The organism is Flavobacterium sp. RSP49 (assembly GCF_003968735.1).
GTDB lineage: Bacteria > Bacteroidota > Bacteroidia > Flavobacteriales > Flavobacteriaceae > Flavobacterium.
This window is the reverse complement of sequence record NZ_RYDN01000020.1, coordinates 1-17722: the sequence shown is the minus strand read 5'-3', so window position 1 is coordinate 17722 and position 17722 is coordinate 1. Positions and strand designations below refer to the sequence as shown.

General features: G+C 34.2%; 18 protein-coding genes. 10 read left to right on the top strand and 8 right to left on the bottom strand.

What is annotated here, in order from left to right:
• Window positions 1–157: 157 nt before the first annotated feature.
• The 9 genes from EKM02_RS10345 to EKM02_RS10310 all read left to right on the top strand — a co-directional run bounded on the left by EKM02_RS10345 (window position 158) and on the right by EKM02_RS10310 (window position 8260).
• Window positions 158–796: a porin family protein gene (locus EKM02_RS10345; RefSeq protein WP_126454867.1), complete on the top strand. Its 639-nt coding sequence runs from the start codon at window positions 158–160 to the stop codon at window positions 794–796.
• Window positions 797–829: 33 nt separating this feature from the next.
• Complete coding sequence (locus EKM02_RS10340) at window positions 830–982, top strand: lmo0937 family membrane protein (RefSeq protein WP_126454865.1); 153 nt, start codon at window positions 830–832, stop codon at window positions 980–982.
• Window positions 983–1009: 27 nt separating this feature from the next.
• Complete coding sequence (locus tag EKM02_RS10335; RefSeq protein ID WP_126454863.1) at window positions 1010–1279, top strand: YtxH domain-containing protein; 270 nt, start codon at window positions 1010–1012, stop codon at window positions 1277–1279.
• Between the two features lie 908 nt (window positions 1280–2187).
• Complete coding sequence (locus tag EKM02_RS14925) at window positions 2188–2754, top strand: histidine kinase dimerization/phospho-acceptor domain-containing protein (protein ID WP_199734610.1); 567 nt, start codon at window positions 2188–2190, stop codon at window positions 2752–2754.
• Between the two features lie 363 nt (window positions 2755–3117).
• Window positions 3118–4809: an Ig-like domain-containing protein gene (locus tag EKM02_RS10325; protein ID WP_126454861.1), complete on the top strand. Its 1692-nt coding sequence runs from the start codon at window positions 3118–3120 to the stop codon at window positions 4807–4809.
• Between the two features lie 3 nt (window positions 4810–4812).
• On the top strand, window positions 4813–5880 hold the full coding sequence (locus EKM02_RS15035; RefSeq protein ID WP_234423178.1) for an outer membrane beta-barrel protein: 1068 nt from the start codon (window positions 4813–4815) through the stop codon (window positions 5878–5880).
• A gap of 18 nt (window positions 5881–5898) precedes the next feature.
• Window positions 5899–6846: an OmpA family protein gene (locus EKM02_RS15030; RefSeq protein WP_234423177.1), complete on the top strand. Its 948-nt coding sequence runs from the start codon at window positions 5899–5901 to the stop codon at window positions 6844–6846.
• 429 nt (window positions 6847–7275) lie between these two features.
• Entirely contained in the window at window positions 7276–7755 is a 480-nt protein-coding gene (locus tag EKM02_RS10315) for a nuclear transport factor 2 family protein (RefSeq protein ID WP_126454859.1), read from the top strand.
• Window positions 7745–8260 (top strand): DUF1572 family protein, encoded by a 516-nt coding sequence (locus tag EKM02_RS10310; protein WP_126454857.1) that lies wholly within the window; start codon window positions 7745–7747, stop codon window positions 8258–8260. The genes EKM02_RS10315 and EKM02_RS10310 overlap by 11 nt, the downstream gene beginning before the upstream one ends.
• On the opposite strand, the gene EKM02_RS10305 is transcribed toward EKM02_RS10310, so the two are convergent.
• The 7 genes from EKM02_RS10305 to EKM02_RS10275 form a co-directional block, all read right to left on the bottom strand.
• Window positions 8144–9190: an o-succinylbenzoate synthase gene (locus EKM02_RS10305; protein ID WP_126454855.1), complete on the bottom strand. Its 1047-nt coding sequence runs from the start codon at window positions 9188–9190 to the stop codon at window positions 8144–8146. The two genes, EKM02_RS10310 and EKM02_RS10305, sit on opposite strands and share 117 nt — an antisense overlap.
• Window positions 9191–9327: 137 nt before the next feature.
• Complete coding sequence (locus EKM02_RS10300) at window positions 9328–10536, bottom strand: tetratricopeptide repeat protein (protein WP_126454853.1); 1209 nt, start codon at window positions 10534–10536, stop codon at window positions 9328–9330.
• 185 nt (window positions 10537–10721) lie between these two features.
• Window positions 10722–11399, bottom strand: coding sequence for a metal-dependent hydrolase (locus tag EKM02_RS10295; RefSeq protein ID WP_126454851.1), 678 nt, complete (start codon window positions 11397–11399; stop codon window positions 10722–10724).
• 53 nt (window positions 11400–11452) lie between these two features.
• Entirely contained in the window at window positions 11453–12415 is a 963-nt protein-coding gene (gene menA, locus EKM02_RS10290; protein ID WP_126454849.1) for a 1,4-dihydroxy-2-naphthoate octaprenyltransferase, read from the bottom strand.
• 88 nt (window positions 12416–12503) lie between these two features.
• Window positions 12504–14018 (bottom strand): PH domain-containing protein, encoded by a 1515-nt coding sequence (locus tag EKM02_RS10285; RefSeq protein WP_126454847.1) that lies wholly within the window; start codon window positions 14016–14018, stop codon window positions 12504–12506.
• Window positions 14018–14539, bottom strand: coding sequence for a PH domain-containing protein (locus tag EKM02_RS10280; RefSeq protein WP_126454845.1), 522 nt, complete (start codon window positions 14537–14539; stop codon window positions 14018–14020). Before EKM02_RS10280 ends, EKM02_RS10285 begins: the two co-directional genes overlap by 1 nt.
• Before the next feature lie 197 nt (window positions 14540–14736).
• Complete coding sequence (locus tag EKM02_RS10275; RefSeq protein ID WP_121365212.1) at window positions 14737–15567, bottom strand: 1,4-dihydroxy-2-naphthoyl-CoA synthase; 831 nt, start codon at window positions 15565–15567, stop codon at window positions 14737–14739.
• Window positions 15568–15824: 257 nt separating this feature from the next.
• Here EKM02_RS10275 and EKM02_RS14805 point away from each other — a divergent pair, with 257 nt between their 5' ends.
• A complete protein-coding gene (locus EKM02_RS14805; RefSeq protein WP_158614741.1) occupies window positions 15825–15965 on the top strand; it encodes a hypothetical protein in 141 nt (46 codons plus the stop codon).
• Between the two features lie 478 nt (window positions 15966–16443).
• Here the strand turns inward: EKM02_RS14805 and EKM02_RS10270 are convergent, their stop codons facing one another.
• A complete protein-coding gene (locus EKM02_RS10270) occupies window positions 16444–17298 on the bottom strand; it encodes a S1 RNA-binding domain-containing protein (protein WP_126454843.1) in 855 nt (284 codons plus the stop codon).
• Window positions 17299–17722: the final 424 nt, after the last annotated feature.

Genomic DNA, 17722 nt, shown 5'->3' with positions numbered 1-17722 from the left:
AGGAAATTGGAAAGAACAAAAAGAAAAATCAAAAAAAAAATTTGGAGATTGAAAAAAGTGTGAATAATATAAACTTATCAAAAAGTATTGTAACATAATTATTTTGAAACAGTTGCATCTTTGCAAAGAACAATTTTTTAATTAAAAAATTAAACAAATGAAAAAATCAAAATCAATACTTTTAGCTTCACTATTGGTAAGCCTTATCGCCTTCACAACTGTTGAAGCACAAGAAAATACAGCCTCTTTTGGTTTCAAAGGGGGATTAAATTTCTCAAATCTTTACACGGATAATGTAGATGACAATAATGTGTTAACAGGTTTTAATGCCGGTTTATATGCTAAGCTTCCAATTACTAATGCTATTGCTATTCAGCCTGAGATCAACTATACCACAAAAGGAGCAGAACTAGTGTACAACAATTCTTTTGCTAACGGAACAGCTAAATTCAATGTCAATTATATTGAAGTACCAGTATTATTGGTAATGAATCTTACCGATAATTTTAATGTTCATGTTGGGCCCTATGCCGCTTACATGGTAAGTGGTAAAACAACAAATGATTCTAACTTATTTAGTTCCGAAAGTGAATTAGACACCAATGATTTCAATAAGATTGACGCAGGTATCGCCGGAGGTATCGGTATCGATTTAGATGTTGCAAACTTTGGAGTACGATATAATTATGGTTTAACCAAAGTAGGAAAAGAAAGAAATTATTCCGGTACTAATTACACTTATCCTGATGCAAAAAATAGCGTATTGAGCGTATATGTGGGACTTAGACTTAACTAGAAATTAAAATATTAATCATAAAAAATTGAAATCATGAGCAATCTATTATACACCATAGCCGTAATTTTAATTGTCTTTTGGGCGGTTGGATTCTTCGCATACAGCGCAGGATCAATTATTCACATCCTTCTGGTTATAGCTGTAATAGCAGTGATATTGAGACTGATAAAAGGCCGAGGAATTTAAATTCATTATTATTAAAAAATAAACATTATGAAAGCAGATAAAATTATATTAGGAGTATTAGGCGGAGTTGCCGTGGGAGCATTATTAGGAGTCTTGTTTGCACCTGAAAAAGGAGACAAAACAAGAAGAAAAATCATGGACAAAAGCAATGATTATGCTGATGAATTAAAAGGCAAATTAGACTCTTTATTAGGGTCAATAACTCAAAAGTATGAGAAAATTTGGAACGAAGGCGAAAATTTAATTGGCAAGGGAGAAGCTAAATTTGTAGAAGCTAAAAAGGAACTTAAAATTTAAAATTTTTAAATTATAGCTTCAAAATGATTCTCAATATCAATTTGTAATAAATTTCAACATGTAAAACAATGCAACTACAGTAGAAATGCTTTTTGCAAAGGCAGCGAATTATACCCGAACAACAATAGGACTGGCAAAGTTACATGCAATAAATAAAACTGCCGATGTTCTCTCTTCTTTACTATCTCGACTAGCTGTTTCTATTGTATTTGTACTGTTTATCTTTCTTATTACCATTGGTATTTGCCTGTGGCTAGATGAATTATTTCGTAGGTACTATTATATTTTTTTGTAATATCATCCGCTTATGTCTTAATTTCTATTGTTTTATATTACAATAAAACGCAATGTCTAAAAATGCCTATTAGTAATTTCATTATTATCAAAATGCTAAAAAAAGACAGATGGATCCAATAAAAAAGACTGATACACTCCAAGAAATGATATGGTTAGTACAAAAAAACAAGATTTAGAGTTCATATGACTTAAGAATTTGTGCTACTACATTTACGAAAGTTTGAAGCCTTTGAATTTAGTAAATAATGTTTTTTCACAAATAACTGCCTTTTCAGCATGAAAAGGAAACTTAATTAACCCTATTATTGGAATAGCGACCGGTTCTCTGACTAAAAAAAGTGATGCTGAGAGCTACAAACAATTCCTTCAAAAGAATAATAGGAACACTGTTACAATTTACAATAACGAGTATAGGTACAAAATATTCAGAGACCACTAAATCATAGTCTCCCAAAAAAATCTCAAATTTTTAACTGATTAGTGCATTTCCAGTTTAAAAATAAGTTTTAAATGCTTTCTAAGCAATACGATTTATTCCTTTTTTACCCAATAAACTATTTAGACGTTATTTGTTTAAATGATAATAATTCTTGAAAATTAATTTGGAAAGCATGAACAAAAAAATAAAAAAAGAAGAGTTATATCTAAATAACCGACAACTTATTTTTCAAAATAGACAAAATGAAAAAAAAGCAGCTGAATTAATTATTGCTAACCATAAACTAGCTTTCCAAAATATCGAAAAAGAAAAAAGAGCCGCTGAATTAATAATTGCCAATCAGGAACTTGCTTTTCAAAACAAAGAAAAAGAAAAAAGAGCCGCTGAATTAATAATTGCCAATCAGGAGCTTGCCTTTCAAAACAAAGAAAAAGAAAAAAGAGCCTCCGAGTTAATTATAGTAAATACAGCGCTTAAAAAAGCAGAAGAATACCATAAAGAATATATAAAAGGTCTTGAAAAAATGATGTTCATGACCTCGCATCGAGTGAGGCAACCTATTGCCAATATAATTGGATTAGCCAATTTACTTGAGGAATCTATAAATTCCCCAAATGAGTTAAAGGAATTTTCAGAGTACATAAAACAATCTGCCATAGCGCTTGATATTTTTACAAACGAATTGACAACATTTATTTTTGCATTAGAAAAAAAAGGTAAAAAGAAAAAAAAGACATAAAAAGATATATTCGTATTATTTACAAATCAAGAATTTTCATTCTTGATTTTTTTTATATCTTTTTTTTAAATTAATTTTTTCACTTTTCGCTTTTTATTTTTTTGAACTTAAAATTGAATACCAATATAAGACTACAAAAAAGCTTTTAAACAGTAAAGAGATCCTGTAAAAGGCCACTATTCTCTTTTAATATTGCGTTAAGCAAACACAAAATATAACTAATTGATTTTTAATACCTAAAAGTAAATATAACAATTTACAAGAGTAAATCTTGCAAGTAATTTCGCTAATTACATAACATATTCCTACTTTAATAGACCCACCTTTGTCTGCATATAACTTAATCCCCTAAATAAACAAAAAATGAAAATTAAAAATTTATTAGTAACTTTTGCAATACTATTTATTGCATTAATTTCTGGTTGCGCTAAGGATGACTTTCAAGAAATTGATGGTGTTTGTCCAGAAGTTGTCTCGACAAGCCCTGAAAATGGAGCTATTAATGTAGCACTAGACAAATCGATTACCGTTATTTTCAATGAGGAGATGAACGCATCAACTTTTAACCAATCCTCTTTTACTTTACAAGGCTCCACTTTAGTTACAGGAACTGTTTCATTCAGTGGAACAACTGCTACACTTGATCCTACATCCCCATTGTCCGCAAACACAACCTATACCGGTAAAATTAAAACATCCGTTAAAGATGTAATGGGAAATGCATTACAAGTAGACTATGTTTGGACATTTAGTACCGGATCTACAGTTACTCCAATGGTAATAGAAACAGATCCGTTGAACAATGCCACCAATGTATTTCTGAATAAAGTGGTTGCGGCAGAGTTCAATATGCCAATGAATCAAGCGACTGTAAACGCTACCAATTTCACCTTAAAACAAGGCACTAATTCCGTTGCTGGTACGGTTACTTATAACGGAACGAAAGCTTATTTTGTACCTAGTATAGCTTTAACTGTCAATACCGTCTATACAAGTACGATCACAACTGGAGTCAAAAATATACAAGGAACATCACTTGCAAATAACTTTGTTTGGACATTTACCACAGGCACCACTAGTGGACCTTCAGTAGTCACAACAGATCCTGAAAATAATTCTTCTGGTATTGCTCTGAATAAAACTATTACTGCTGGTTTTAGTGTAGAAATGGATCCTACTACTATTAGTAATTCCACCTTTACTTTAAAAAATGGTACTACAGCGGTAGCAGGAGCTATTTCCTATTCAGGGACTACACTTTCCTTTATTCCTACAAGCCCACTTATAGCGGGGACTACTTATACCGCAACAATTAGTACAGCTGCTAAAAATTTAGCGGGTACTCCTCTGGCAAACGATTACGTTTGGAACTTTAGTACTAGTTCAAACTTGGTTGGAAACACCGTAAATCTTGGGTCAGCAGAAAAATTTGGAATTTTATCCGGTGTTGGTGTAAGTAATAATGCAGGTTTCAGTGTAATTAATAATATGGATGTGGGTATCAGTCCTGGTGTTCGTTCTTCAATAACAGGCTTTCCTCCCGCAGTTATAATAAATGGTGCTATTTATGCTTCTGATGATACTGCCCCTGTAGGGATTGCTGCCCTGCTAACACAAGCAAAACTAGACCTGACTAATGCATATCTTTTTGCAGAAGGAGCTTCTTATAGTGCGCCAATAACTGTATCCGGTGATCAGGGCGGAAAAACACTTGTTGCAGGTATATACAAATCAACATCCACACTTTTAGTACAAAATGGAGATTTGACTCTTACCGGTTCTGCAACTGACGTTTGGATCTTCCAAGTCGCATCTGCTTTTACTACTGTTGGTGGTGCAGGTGGAAATATAAAACTTAGTGGTGGTGCACTTGCTAAGAATGTGTATTGGCAAACGGGAAGTTCTGCAACTATTGGAGACTACACAAAATTTGAAGGGAATATATTAGCCTTGCAATCTATAACAATGGGAGCATATTCAACTGCAAATGGCAGAATGCTTGCTCGAAATGGAGCAGTAGTAATGACGCACACAAATATAATCTCTAAACCGTAAAAAATGAAAACTAAAAATAAATTCAAAATGGGATCATGTGCTGCATGGTCCCCTAATAATCTGAATTTCAAAAGTGTTGCGATAGTTGCTTTGACATGGTGGAGCATTCAAACCCAAGTTCAGGCACAAGAAACACTAGTAGTAAAATATGCAAAACCTACTTGGCTTTTTGGAACTGCAGCTGGTGCCAATTTTAATTTTTATCGCGGTTCAACAAATCAGTTGAATGGTAATTTCACACCACCCGCTACTTTCCTTGAGGGAGACGGTATTGGACTTTTCATTGCGCCGCTTGTAGAATACAGGCCTGCCGATTCCAGATGGGGCATCATGTTTCAAGCAGGTTATGACAGCCGTAAAGGTTCTTTTGACCCCGTTACGACCGCATGTGACTGTCCTGCAGATTTATCTATTGATCTTAGTTACATCACCGTGGAACCCAGCGTACGTTTTGCTCCGTTCAAATCTAATTTCTATGTGTATGGAGGCCCGCGTTTAGCTTTCAATTTAGACAAATCATTTACCTATCAATTGGGCACTAATACGGCATTTCCGGATCAAGAGCCTTCTCCTGAAGTGAGAGGTGATTTTAGTGCCATTAACAAAACAATTTTATCACTTCAAATTGGAGCTGGATATGACATTCCGCTATCTTCAAACAGCAACAAAACACAATTTATATTGTCTCCTTTTGTCGCTTTCCAACCCTATTTTGGTCAAAATCCACGTGCTACAGAAACATGGAATAATACTACAATCAGAGCTGGCGTCGCACTTAAATTTGGACAAGGAAAAAATATTCAGGAAGCAACAGATCTGGCTAAGGACCGTGAAGTACAGTTCTCCGTAAATTCTCCTAGTAATCTTCCGGGAGAAAGAAGAATGACAGAAATTTTCCCACTTAGAAACTATGTGTTTTTTAATGAAGGATCTACTAAAATTCCAAGTCGTTATGTTGTATTAACGAAAGACCAAGTAAAAGACTTCAAAGAAGACCAACTGGAAGTTTTTGTTCCAAAAAAATTGTCTGATCGTTCTAAACGTCAAATGACTGTGTATTATAATGTATAGAACATTCTGGGTGATCGAATGCAAAAAAATCCTACAGCTACAATTATCTTGGTAGGTTCGTCAGAAAAAGGCTCCCAAGAAGGTTTGGCCATGGCAGCATCAATCAAGACCTATCTAGTAGATATATTCGCTATTGATCCGTCTAGAATAATGACTAAAGGTCAAGATAAACCAACTATACCCTCTGAACAACCAGGCGGAACTCAAGAATTGGTCTTGCTTCGTGAAGGCGATCGCAGAGTTTCTATTGAAAGTAATTCACCGGATTTACTAATGGAATTTCAAAGTGGACCTGATGCGCAATTAAAACCTGTACAAATAATAGCACTACAAGAAGCTCCTATTGAAAGCTATGTTAGCTTCAACAATAAAGGAGCCGGTGAAGCCTTATCTTCATGGTCATTACAAATTACTGATGAGCAAGGTACGGTTCAAAATTTTGGACCATATACTCAAGACGAAGTTAAAATTCCTGGAAAAGCAATTTTAGGAAGCCGTCCAGAGGGTGATTTTTCGGTAAAAATGATTGGTCAAACTAAAAGTGGTAAAATTGTAGAGAAAGAAACGCCAGTTCACATGGTACTTTGGACTCCTGCAAAAATGGAGGAAGGCACCAGATATAGTATTATTTATGAATTTAATAAATCTAAAGCAATTGGTATCTATGAAAATTACCTTATCGAAGTAGTAAGCCCGCAAATACCTGTTGGCGCAACAGTACTAATTCACGGTCATACTGATAGTATTGGCGAAGAAACCTACAATCAAAACTTGTCTTTAGCCCGTGCTAACGATGTGAAAGGGATCCTTGAAAAAGGGTTATCTAAAGCCGGTAGGAATGACGTAAAATTTGAAGTAACCGGAGAGGGCGAGAATGAAAATAATTCTCCTTTTGAAAACAAAACCCCTGAAGAACGTTTTTACAACCGTACCGTCATAATTGATATAATACCCGCTATTATATAAATAAAATGCACATATTATAAATTGACAAAGAGGATGGAAACGCAAAGTTCTATCCTCTTTTTTTGTGCTGAAATTTATTTCAGATATCATGAATAGAAATTCATTTTCATAATTAAGTCGCAAGAAAGATATATTCTCGCAATTATTAAAGAAAATTTTTGCAACAGATTGGGCTGATTAAAAATATTTTAAAGCTATGAAACGCATTAATCTATGCAAATCTGTGAAATCTATGGAAAGAAATGAAGATCTTTATTACTATTTTAGTCCCAAATTAATACCAATTTTTTTGAATTAATTTATTAGTTCTGAATCTTATAATTTTACAAAGTAAAGGTAAATTAGACGTAGTCTCTTTCCAATTTTGATTTTAAACACTTACTTTTCGTAAAAATTTTAGTATTTTTACTTTTCACTTTATTTAAAAACATGACCGAAAACGAGAAAATCCTTACCAAATTCTATAGTGCTTTTGCAAATGCAGATTCACCAACAATGGGTAACTGTTATGATTCCAGTATTCAATTTCGTGATCCAGTTTTTGGTCTATTAAAGGGAAATGATGTTTGCCTAATGTGGAAAATGCTCGTCGAAAAAAGCAAAGGGAATATTACAATTAAATTCTCTGCAGTCAAAGCTGATGACTATATTGGCTTCGTACAATGTATAGCTACCTACAATTTCAGTAAGACTAATAGAAAAGTAGTAAATCGTATTCAGGCACAATTTCAGTTTAAAGACGGATTAATTATAAAACATACCGATGATTTTGATATTTTTAAATGGTCCAAACAAGCTTTTGGAATCACCGGATACCTACTAGGCTGGACTGGTTTTTTTCATAAAAAAATTCAAGAGCAAGCGCTTTTATCATTAAAAAAATATAAAGAAACTCAACATGTTGATTGACATCTTGAAAATACTTTTCATTAGAGATTTAAACATTCTGAAATCTGAAAGTGAATCGTATGAAAACGAAAGTGATATTTGGAAAACACAAAAAGGAATCACTAATTCAGCCGGAAATCTATGCTTGCATATTATAGGAAATCTCAACACATATATAGGGGCCCAATATGGAAAGACGGGTTATATAAGAAACAGACCATTAGAATTTTCACTGAAAGATATTTCAAGAGCAGAATTATTATCAAAAATCGAAGAAACGATAGTTATCCTTGTCAATGCACTTAATACCCTCTCAGAAGAAGTTATCAAATTGATAGCGGAGCGCACACCTAGTTTGAAGACATTATCTGTTTTGTTAGAGAGGACGAATAAAAAAAGAAGAGATAATCTATTTCAAAAAATCAAAATCAAACGCCCAGTCCAACTCCTTTTTATACCACAATTGTCCTTGTGCAACTTCCAGCGGACAGTCAAAATTATTCGTATAAAGCGCTCCGGTTCCTAAGCCCTGAGGCATTACATTGTATTGCAAAAAAGTCCATTGCGCAATCGCATTTAGTCCAATATTACTCTCCAAAGCTGAGGTAATCCACCACCCGATTTTATGCTTTTCAGCCAATGAAATCCATTCTTGTGTGCCTCGAAAACCACCTACAAAACTTGGTTTCAAAATGATGTATTGCGGCTTGATTTTCGTCAGTAATTGCTTTTTCTCTGCCAAAGTAAACACACCGATCAGCTCTTCATCCAAAGCAATAGGAAAAGGAGCTTTTTTACACAGCTCTGCCATCCTGTCAGTGTGGTTTTTTTGTATCGGTTGCTCTATACTATGTAATTTAAATTCAGATAGTTGAATTAATTTATTTAAAGCTAAAGTTACATCAAAGGCACCATTCGCATCTACTCGAATTTCGACTTGTTCCGGAGTAAAATGTTCCCGAATAAACCGTAATAACTGTAGTTCTTTATCAAAATCTATTGCTCCAATTTTGAGTTTGATGCATCTAAAACCTTGCGCTAATTTTTCCTCGATTTGCTGCTTCATAAACGCCTTTTCACCCATCCAAACTAAACCGTTTATCAGGATGGATTTTGTACCGTTTGTGAATTCAGATGGAAAGAGGAAAAAAGGATTTTCACTCTCCAAAGATCGGAACGCCATTTCCACTCCAAATTGTATCGAAGGAAACTCTAATAACGCTTCCCAAAGCTGATCTTTTCCTAAGTGAATATTATCGCAAGTCCACTGCAATTTTTCTTCATAATCCGGTCGGTCATCAATACTTAATCCGCGAAGGATTCCGCACTCTCCTATTCCTTTTTCACCGTCTTGTTCCAAGACAATAAACCAAGTTTCTTTTTCGGTCATAACGCCACGAGAAGTTCCAGATGGACGTTTGAAATTAAGAATGTATTTGTGGTAGGTTGCTTTCAAGAAATTATGAATTATGAGTTATTTTAATCTAGTAAACTTATATCTGAATTATTTTATTAAAATTTAGATGCCTTACATGGTAAAAAGAATTGTTGCTTCTTTAAAACATATAAGGCATATAAGCTTTAAAGTTCGATTTATTTATCCATTAACTTCAAAACTCTTTCAAAATCATCATTTTTAATCCCAACTTTCTTAAAAGCTGCGAAATCTTGTTTTACTTTTTCAGTCCAACTCAAGCTATCCGTAACGTTTTGAGACTGATATTCTTTGTAAATGACTTTTGCAGACGAAAAATTATCATTCAATAAATACGCGTGTGCTAAATTCAATTGTATCAATAACTCGGTATTATCAAGTTTTTCGCCTTCTTTCAGGAATTTAATTGCTTTGCCGTATTGCTTCGTCAAAACATAACTGCTACCTATCGCATTATAATCCAGAGCAGTTGCTTTTCCATCATTGATAATCGTTGTCAATTTCGTGATTGCCTCACCTTGCATTCCTTGTTTTGCCAACATAGCGGCTTGCTTACGCAAATCGTCATACACGCTTTTTGAAAGACTACTTTCACCAAAACAACTATTACCAAAATCCCTGAACGCCTTAGTGCGCTCTACAGCTAATAATTTCTGGAATTCCTTAAACTTGTACTTGGTTTGGATTTTATCGAGAATACAAACACAAAAATCATCTGAATTGGTCATTTTTTGAGCCAAATTAGAAGTTTTGCATTGATCGATGATTGCTTTTCTGTTTGCTAAAGTCCATCCGCGACTGAGTTTATTATCGACCCACGGCACGACTTCGAGAATGATTTTTTGGTTCATAATCCAGTTTTTACTTTCGAAACCAAACCATAAATTTCCCGAATTCGATCGCATACAAGTAGATTTCTCTGTAGAAAGTCGTTTGGCATCTTTACTCACCGGCGTGTCTTGAACCAAACAAGCATCATCCGTTTTGCCACTTTCTTTATATTGTGTGGCTAATTGATCGCTAGAGAAAACAGCATACTTGCATTTATCGTCACCTGATATTTTCGACAAGATAAAAACTGCTCCTGCTGAACCTTGACTGATTCCTGTTGGGTCTGGAATAGCTTTTAAAACCGAAACTAAACTGCCTACCATTTGCTGATTTTTATCCAAAAGCGTTATTCTGTATACGACCTCGGTAGTTCCTTCAGGGAAATCTTGAGTTTTTATAACGATTCTATCTCTGGCGGAAACTGTAATTTCTTCGGTTGTAGCACGGGTTTTATCCCAATAGCCATCTTTCTGAGAAAAAATAGTATTTGTTGAAATTAGAAACAGAAATAAAAAAATGAAATTCTTTTTTTGCATGATTGATATAAAATTTAAACACCAGAGCGAACAACGTTTTAGTAAAATTAACTACGAAGTTTGGTACCGGCAAACCCTAGCCCAGATAGAAGTAAAAATCCTTTTATCACCCTGTCAGGGTTTCAAACCCTGACAGGGTGATAAAAGATTGCAACGGATAGCTGGATTAGCTTCAAATAAAAAAATTACAACTCTATGGAACTTCCTATCTCTAACAACATGAGATCTTTTCCTTTATTGAAGAATTTACGAATAGCATCTTCATGATCAATTTCGATATAACCGAAAGTGTCGTAATGATACCCCAGAATTTTATCGCAATCCAAGAAATCAGAAGCGACAATCGCATCTTCAACATCCATGGTAAAATTATCACCTATGGGCAGAATGGCTAAATCGAGTTTGGTCCGCATAGGAATGAGTTTCATATCCATAGTAAGCGCTGTATCACCAGCAATGTAGATGTTTTTATGTTCCCCTTCGATGACAAAACCGCCAGGATTTCCTCCATAACTGCCATCAGGAAACGAACTGGAATGAATGGCATTTACATATTTCAGTTTTCCAAAATCGAAATTCCAGCTTCCACCGTGATTCATAGGATGCGATTGAAAGCCTTTTGCACCATAATAACCGGCAATTTCAGCGTTAGAAACAATTACCGCATTCGTTCTTTTAGCTATCGCATCGACATCCAGAATATGGTCTCCGTGAGCATGTGTCACTAAAATATAATCGGCTTTTAACGTATCAATGTCAATGTGAGCTGCATTGGGATTTGCCGAAATGTACGGATCTACAATAATGTGTTTGCCGCCAACTTCTATACCTAATGCCCCGTGACCGTAAAATGTTATTTTCATCTTTTTTAATTTAAAAATAGAATGGTTAAAAGATTCCGTATTTGATTATTATTTTATCTTCCTCCTAAAAAAGTGTTCACTATTATATCCGAAAAGAAGTAAATCATACCTAATGACAATAAAATTGAAAGTGCAAAAGTACTCAATGCCAGTTTTTTTAATTCAGGATCTAATTCCTTAGGATTTTGATTTTTATAGACAGTAATTAAATGTTTGGCCAAAGGGATATACGACAATAAAAACAAGTATTGATCAAAGTGAAAATCATCTGTAATAGCAAAAATCAATACTAAAACCATCGCGGTTACAATCAGAATATAATGGTATATTTTAGCTTTGGCACCGCCAATTTTTACGACAATCGTGTTTTTATTTGATTTTTTATCTGATGCTTCGTCTCGCATATTATTCAGATTTAAAACACCTACACTCAATAATCCGATGGCTATTGCAGGTAAAACCAACAACGCATCCAATTGTTTAGAATATAAAAAATTCACTCCTAAAGTACTCACCAACCCAAAAAATACAAAGACAAACACATCGCCAAATCCACGGTATCCGTACGCCGTATTTCCAACTGTATATCGAATGGCTGATACAATTGCCAAAATTCCCAAAACCAAATAAAACAAGGAAAACCATAAATTTGTATCTCTAAACGCATAATAAATCAATAGCATCGCTGAAAGCAACGTCAAAGCTGATGTAATGATCATGGCGCGTTTCATGGCTTGCGGAGTAATCACACCGCTTTGTATGGCTCGTTTTGGTCCTACCCGATCTTCATTATCCGTTCCTTTCATGCCGTCACCGTAATCATTGGCAAAATTGGACAGTATTTGCAATCCTAATGTTGTCAATATTGCAAAGCCAAACAATCGCCAGTTAAAAACTTCCGTAGGCGTTAATATGTTATCTGTCGGGTGTGCCAAAGCGTACATGCTTCCAACTATTATTCCAGAAACCGATAAGGGTAAGGTTCGTAAACGTGCGGCTTCAATCCAATGTTTCATATTTTTTTATTTAAAAGTGTAATTGCTTATTTGGTTAATTGTTTACTCGGTTAACCAAATAAATAATTAACCAAATAAACTATTTAAACTACATCCAATTGCTATCGGAAGTTTCTATTTCGTACAACCAAAAATTAACCTGTTGTTGTAATACTGAATAATTCCCTAATTGAAAAGCGATATTACCTCCTGCGGTATGCAATGTTATGGAACCAATATCCAACTTTTTATGCCAAAAAAGCTGCGACGTTGTAATCGCTTGTATTTTACTGGGTTCAATAATATCATTGCTCACATCCCAAGCACCACTTTGCTTTATTATAAAATTCTCGTGGATAAACAATCGGTCATTTTTGAATTTAAAATATTGGATTGTTCCAATAAAAATCACATAAATTGGCACCACATAATTATATTCAAAAATTATAGGTTCAATCCAATGACCAACTGCCATAAAACTAAACAAAGGTAATCCTATTGAAAGAATAACAGAAAAAACAAGTTTACGAAAATTAGGTTGCAGCATTACTCCCTTTTCAGGAATTTGATGAAATAATAACTTCAATATGGAATCTCTCTCCGCTTCACTGCATCCCGGAATTTCAATTATTGATTTCCGTTCTTCCTTTTCACCCCCGGTAGCTTGTTTGATTTTTAGTTCTAAAATTCCCATTTTTTTTTGGAAATAATTTCTCGTAACGGACGTGATCTGAACTTTTTCAGGCTTGATAATGGTACTTTTCGTATTCAATAAGCCAAAAGATAACAACAAAGATCCTTTTTGTCTTGCTATTCTATAATCATAATATTTGAAAACGGTACGAATCACATTTACAACCAGAACCACAAAAAACAACAACAGTATCGAAATTAAAATAGTTTGCAACACTAAATTTTTATCAATATATGACCCTACTTTCTCCTTATAAAGATTGCTTTCATCACCAAAATTTTGAAAATTCTCAAATATAGTACTAAAAAAAATTACCAATAGAGCGATACTTCTGCCATAATTAGATGTAATTCCAACTTTCAGCAAACTCAAAAAACTGATTTTAATAAAAGGATGCGCAGCTTCAAATAGTTTTTGCTCGGTTTCCTCCGATACAATTTCTTCAGCGCCAATTTCATTCTTTATATCTTCATTTTCTAACAAACGAAATTTCAATTCCAAAGCCAGTTCTTGCGAAATCGCTTGAATAGCACCTTCTTTTTTATTGCTTCCGGCTGTGTCTACATCCAATTCATAAACGCCAATTAATTTTTGAATAAAAGACTGATTGATATTTACCTGTTGGATTTTACGCAGCTGAATCGCGGTTTTGGTTTTATTGAAAACGCCGTCGGTAATGATAAATTCCTGATTTTCGGCATCCAAAAAGAAAGTAAAATTCAGGTATTTCAAATAAGAAACAACTCCAACACTCACAAAGAGGGCAAGCATCCCAAAGAAAAAATACAATTTATTAACCTCATCAAACTTGAAAATCCAAATCACAATCATAGGCCACAATGCTCTTGCGGCCTGCTGAAGCGTATAAAAAAACATTACCAAAATCCCTATTGAAGATTGCCTCTGTGGCTGACTAAAATCGGCTGCCATTACAATTGCTTTTGTATTTTACCCATCAACAACTGTTTGATATTTTCGGCTTGTTCTTTTTCAATTCCGGGAATTTCAATATCACTGGAATTTCCGCCAGCAGTAAAAATTTCAATTTTGGCCAAACCAAAATAACGTGAAATCAGTCCTTCATGCAATGCCACATGTTGCACTCTGTTATAAGGAATTACAACCGTATTGGTAGCAATTATTCCGTGTCTGAAAAGCACATCGTGTTCCCTAAATGCAAATCCTTTTTTATGGAATCCAATAATAGAAAACACTACCAACAAAGCTGAGAATACGGGAATAACAGCTCCTATAATCAACCAGACTCTTCCTGAAAACAGTTCCGGTTTAAACGTTGAAATCAATATTGGAACAAGAATAAGTATGCCAATAAATAACGCCAAATTAATCAATACTACCCTAATATATTTAGGATGTAAATTCATAAAAGTGACTTTCTCAAATTTTGGAAGTTGGCCCGTATCAATTGTTTCGTTTGTGAAATTTTCCATTTGTAAATTTTAATTTTTTTGCCAAAAAGAGGCTTTCTTTTTTGCCACAAAGACCACTAAGGCGCGACGTTTTTACTTGAGTTTTTTGAGTCTGATTACTGAAACTGTTAATGAGATTTCTTCTTCGTCGAAATGACAAATTACGGCTGCGTTCTTGATGGCGACCGACTACTGAACACTTATAACTGAATACTCAATTATGGCAACCATTTTTTCTCAAAATTCGGCTTTCTTTTTTCCAAGAATGCATTCCTGCCTTCTTTAGCTTCTTCGGTCATATAAGCAAGTCTTGTGGCTTCACCTGCAAAAACTTGTTGCCCTACCATTCCATCATCCGTAAGATTCATCGCAAATTTCAGCATTTTAATAGCCATCGGTGATTTCTGCAAGATTTCCTGCGCCCATTCGTAAGCTGTATCTTCTAATTCAGCGTGAGGAATCACAGCATTCACCATTCCCATATCCATAGCATCCTGAGCCGAATAATTACGTCCCAAAAAGAAAATTTCACGTGCTTTTTTCTGTCCCACCATTTTAGCCAAATAAGCCGAACCGTATCCACCATCAAAACTGGTTACATCGGCATCAGTTTGTTTGAAAATAGCGTGTTCTTTACTGGCCAAAGTCAAATCGCAGACCACATGCAAACTGTGTCCGCCGCCTACAGCCCATCCAGGAACTACGGCGATAACTACTTTTGGCATGAATCGGATTAAGCGTTGTACTTCTAAGATATTCAAGCGATGCTGTCCGTCATCGCCTACATATCCTTGATGCCCGCGCGCGTTTTGATCGCCTCCGCTACAAAAAGAATATACGCCATCCTTAGAAGAAGGTCCTTCGGCAGAAAGTAAAACTACTCCAATTGAAGTATCTTCCTGCGCATCATAAAAGGCATTATACAATTCAGCTGTCGTTTTTGGACGAAATGCATTGCGCACATCCGGCCTGTTAAAAGCAATTCTGGCAACGCCATTGCATTTCTTATAAGTGATATCTTCGTATTCTTTAGCAGTAATCCAATTCATTACAATTGATTTTAATTATTATAGTGTAAAAATAAATCATTTTTTACATTTTATCTATTCTATTTAGACAAGCTTATGGTAATATTTCTCTCATTAAAGGCTTTGTAATGTTAAAAAACGACCGAAAAATAGCGTTTTAACAGTTAGGAATCCAAATTATTTCTAGCTTTATAATCAGCTAATCAGATAAATACGAATTATTTATCTCATTTAATTATTGATTTTTCACTGATTTATTAACCTAAAAAAAGAATGTATTGAATACCATTAAAAATGTTGTCACTCGTTTTTCTACGGTAATAACTTATAACACTATTTCAAAAGCCCTGATTAACGAGTTTATGAGAAAATCATTTGCTTCAGCAGTAAAAATAAAAGTAACACCCACGGTTAACTAAAGAGCTATTTTTCTTGTTCTTGCATAAGTGAGACATTAATAAACAATTGTTTAGAAAATTATCTTCCAATATATATAAAACCAGTGGCTTTATTGTGAAATTATTTTCAAAAATGCTACGCAATTGACTGGACATTTAAAGACAAACTATTCTTTAAAGTACTTTATGCTTACGTTATTGTTTTAAAAATAGTATCCTGAATACTATAGTGTTAGAGGTGGATAAAGTTACTTTGAACATCCAATTTATTTTAATGTTGTCAGAATTTATTATTCTAAAACAATATTAAAAAGAGAAAGACTAACCATATCGATTAGTCTTTCTTTTTTTAATTTACATTGAACATTGTTTAAACATTTTATATTTTTTCTAAATCATTTAGAAACTAATCCACAGTAAGAATATGCTCCTTGACTAAACTTCCTAAATTTTTTAATGGTTGCAAACGATAAAACATAAAAATAGTGTTGGTATTATTTTACTCCTTAATTAAGTAAATTCCGTCTTCCTTGATTTCGATTAATTTTTCTCGATATAAAGCACCAATAGCTTTCTTAAAGGTTTTCTTGCTCATTTTTAAAACTGTTTTAATGTCTTCCGGGTGTGAATTGTCCGTCAAACGCAAAAAACCTCTGCTGGCTCTTAACTCATCTAGAATTTTATCTGCATTGGGCTCGATACTTTGGTACCCCTGAACCTGCAATGCCACATCAATTTTATTATCAGGGCGAATCGTCTTAATGTAGCCGCGCATGCGGTCTCCTGTTCGAATTGCATCATCATACACTTCATCTTTGTACAACAAACCTTTATGTTTCTCGTTGATAATTACGTTAATTCCTATTTCAGTAATGTGCGAAACAATCAAATCCACTTCTTCTCCTTTTTCAACCGTTAGCTCCTCATTTTTTAGAAATTGGTTGGTTTTACTAGAGGCTACTAAACGATTGGTTTTTTCGTCCATATAAAGATAAACCAAGTAGCGTTTGCCTTTTTCCATAGGACGCGCCTGCTCTTTGAACGGAACCAAAATATCTTTTTCCATTCCCCAATCCATAAAAGCACCAATCTGATTGGTATAATTCACACGCAAAAGCGCAAATTCATTCAATAATATATACGGTTCTAATGTGGTGGCAACGGGTCTTTCTTCGTGGTCTAAATACACAAAAACAATCAACTCCTCGCCTATTTCAAATTCGTTTGGTACATATTTGTTAGGCAACAGAATGTCGTGAATTCCTTCGGGATCTTTTTCTGGATTTCCCAGAAACAAACCCACTTTGGTATCGCGTAATATGGTAAGCGTATTGTATTTTCCTATTTCAATCATTTTCTTTCAATTTCTAAAGTGCAAAGGTACGAAGTTTGAAAATAGTAAATTAAGAAACCGTCCACAAAAAAACAAAGCCCGAATCCGAGGTTTTTTGGTTTTCCAGAAGCATCACTTTCCGTTGTTTCATTATGAGTTGTACTGCCGATTATTTAGTATCTTTTACTCATCAGTGGACGTAAACCAAAAATGAAAGAGCTACTTACGAATAAAATTAGTTGTTTTTTTTATAAACGAATAGAAATTCGGTAAGATGACACAAATACAAAAAGTCCAATGACAGTCGATTCATTGGACTTTTATTTAAAAAAACATCACTAACTCTTTGTAATAATTAATTGCTATTGTGTCTTGTCCTGAATAACCGATACAGATTATTAGATAAAAATATTTAATTAAACACTTGCAAAAACGTTTTTGCAAG

Bases quoted from the DNA above. Each gene is read 5' to 3' on its own strand.
- EKM02_RS15030 (WP_234423177.1), top strand. From the start codon at position 5,899: ATGCAAAAAAATCCTACAGCTACAATTATCTTGGTAGGTTCGTCAGAA.
- EKM02_RS10295 (WP_126454851.1), bottom strand. From the start codon at position 11,399: ATGAAAATAACATTTTACGGTCACGGGGCATTAGGTATAGAAGTTGGC.
- EKM02_RS10345 (WP_126454867.1), top strand. From the start codon at position 158: ATGAAAAAATCAAAATCAATACTTTTAGCTTCACTATTGGTAAGCCTT.
- EKM02_RS10285 (WP_126454847.1), bottom strand. From the start codon at position 14,018: ATGGCAGCCGATTTTAGTCAGCCACAGAGGCAATCTTCAATAGGGATT.
- EKM02_RS10315 (WP_126454859.1), top strand. From the start codon at position 7,276: ATGACCGAAAACGAGAAAATCCTTACCAAATTCTATAGTGCTTTTGCA.
- EKM02_RS10325 (WP_126454861.1), top strand. From the start codon at position 3,118: ATGAAAATTAAAAATTTATTAGTAACTTTTGCAATACTATTTATTGCA.
- EKM02_RS10340 (WP_126454865.1), top strand. From the start codon at position 830: ATGAGCAATCTATTATACACCATAGCCGTAATTTTAATTGTCTTTTGG.
- EKM02_RS15035 (WP_234423178.1), top strand. From the start codon at position 4,813: ATGAAAACTAAAAATAAATTCAAAATGGGATCATGTGCTGCATGGTCC.
- menA (WP_126454849.1), bottom strand. From the start codon at position 12,415: ATGAAACATTGGATTGAAGCCGCACGTTTACGAACCTTACCCTTATCG.
- EKM02_RS10310 (WP_126454857.1), top strand. From the start codon at position 7,745: ATGTTGATTGACATCTTGAAAATACTTTTCATTAGAGATTTAAACATT.
- EKM02_RS10275 (WP_121365212.1), bottom strand. From the start codon at position 15,567: ATGAATTGGATTACTGCTAAAGAATACGAAGATATCACTTATAAGAAA.
- EKM02_RS10280 (WP_126454845.1), bottom strand. From the start codon at position 14,539: ATGGAAAATTTCACAAACGAAACAATTGATACGGGCCAACTTCCAAAA.
- EKM02_RS10300 (WP_126454853.1), bottom strand. From the start codon at position 10,536: ATGCAAAAAAAGAATTTCATTTTTTTATTTCTGTTTCTAATTTCAACA.
- EKM02_RS10270 (WP_126454843.1), bottom strand. From the start codon at position 17,298: ATGATTGAAATAGGAAAATACAATACGCTTACCATATTACGCGATACC.
- EKM02_RS10335 (WP_126454863.1), top strand. From the start codon at position 1,010: ATGAAAGCAGATAAAATTATATTAGGAGTATTAGGCGGAGTTGCCGTG.
- EKM02_RS14925 (WP_199734610.1), top strand. From the start codon at position 2,188: ATGAACAAAAAAATAAAAAAAGAAGAGTTATATCTAAATAACCGACAA.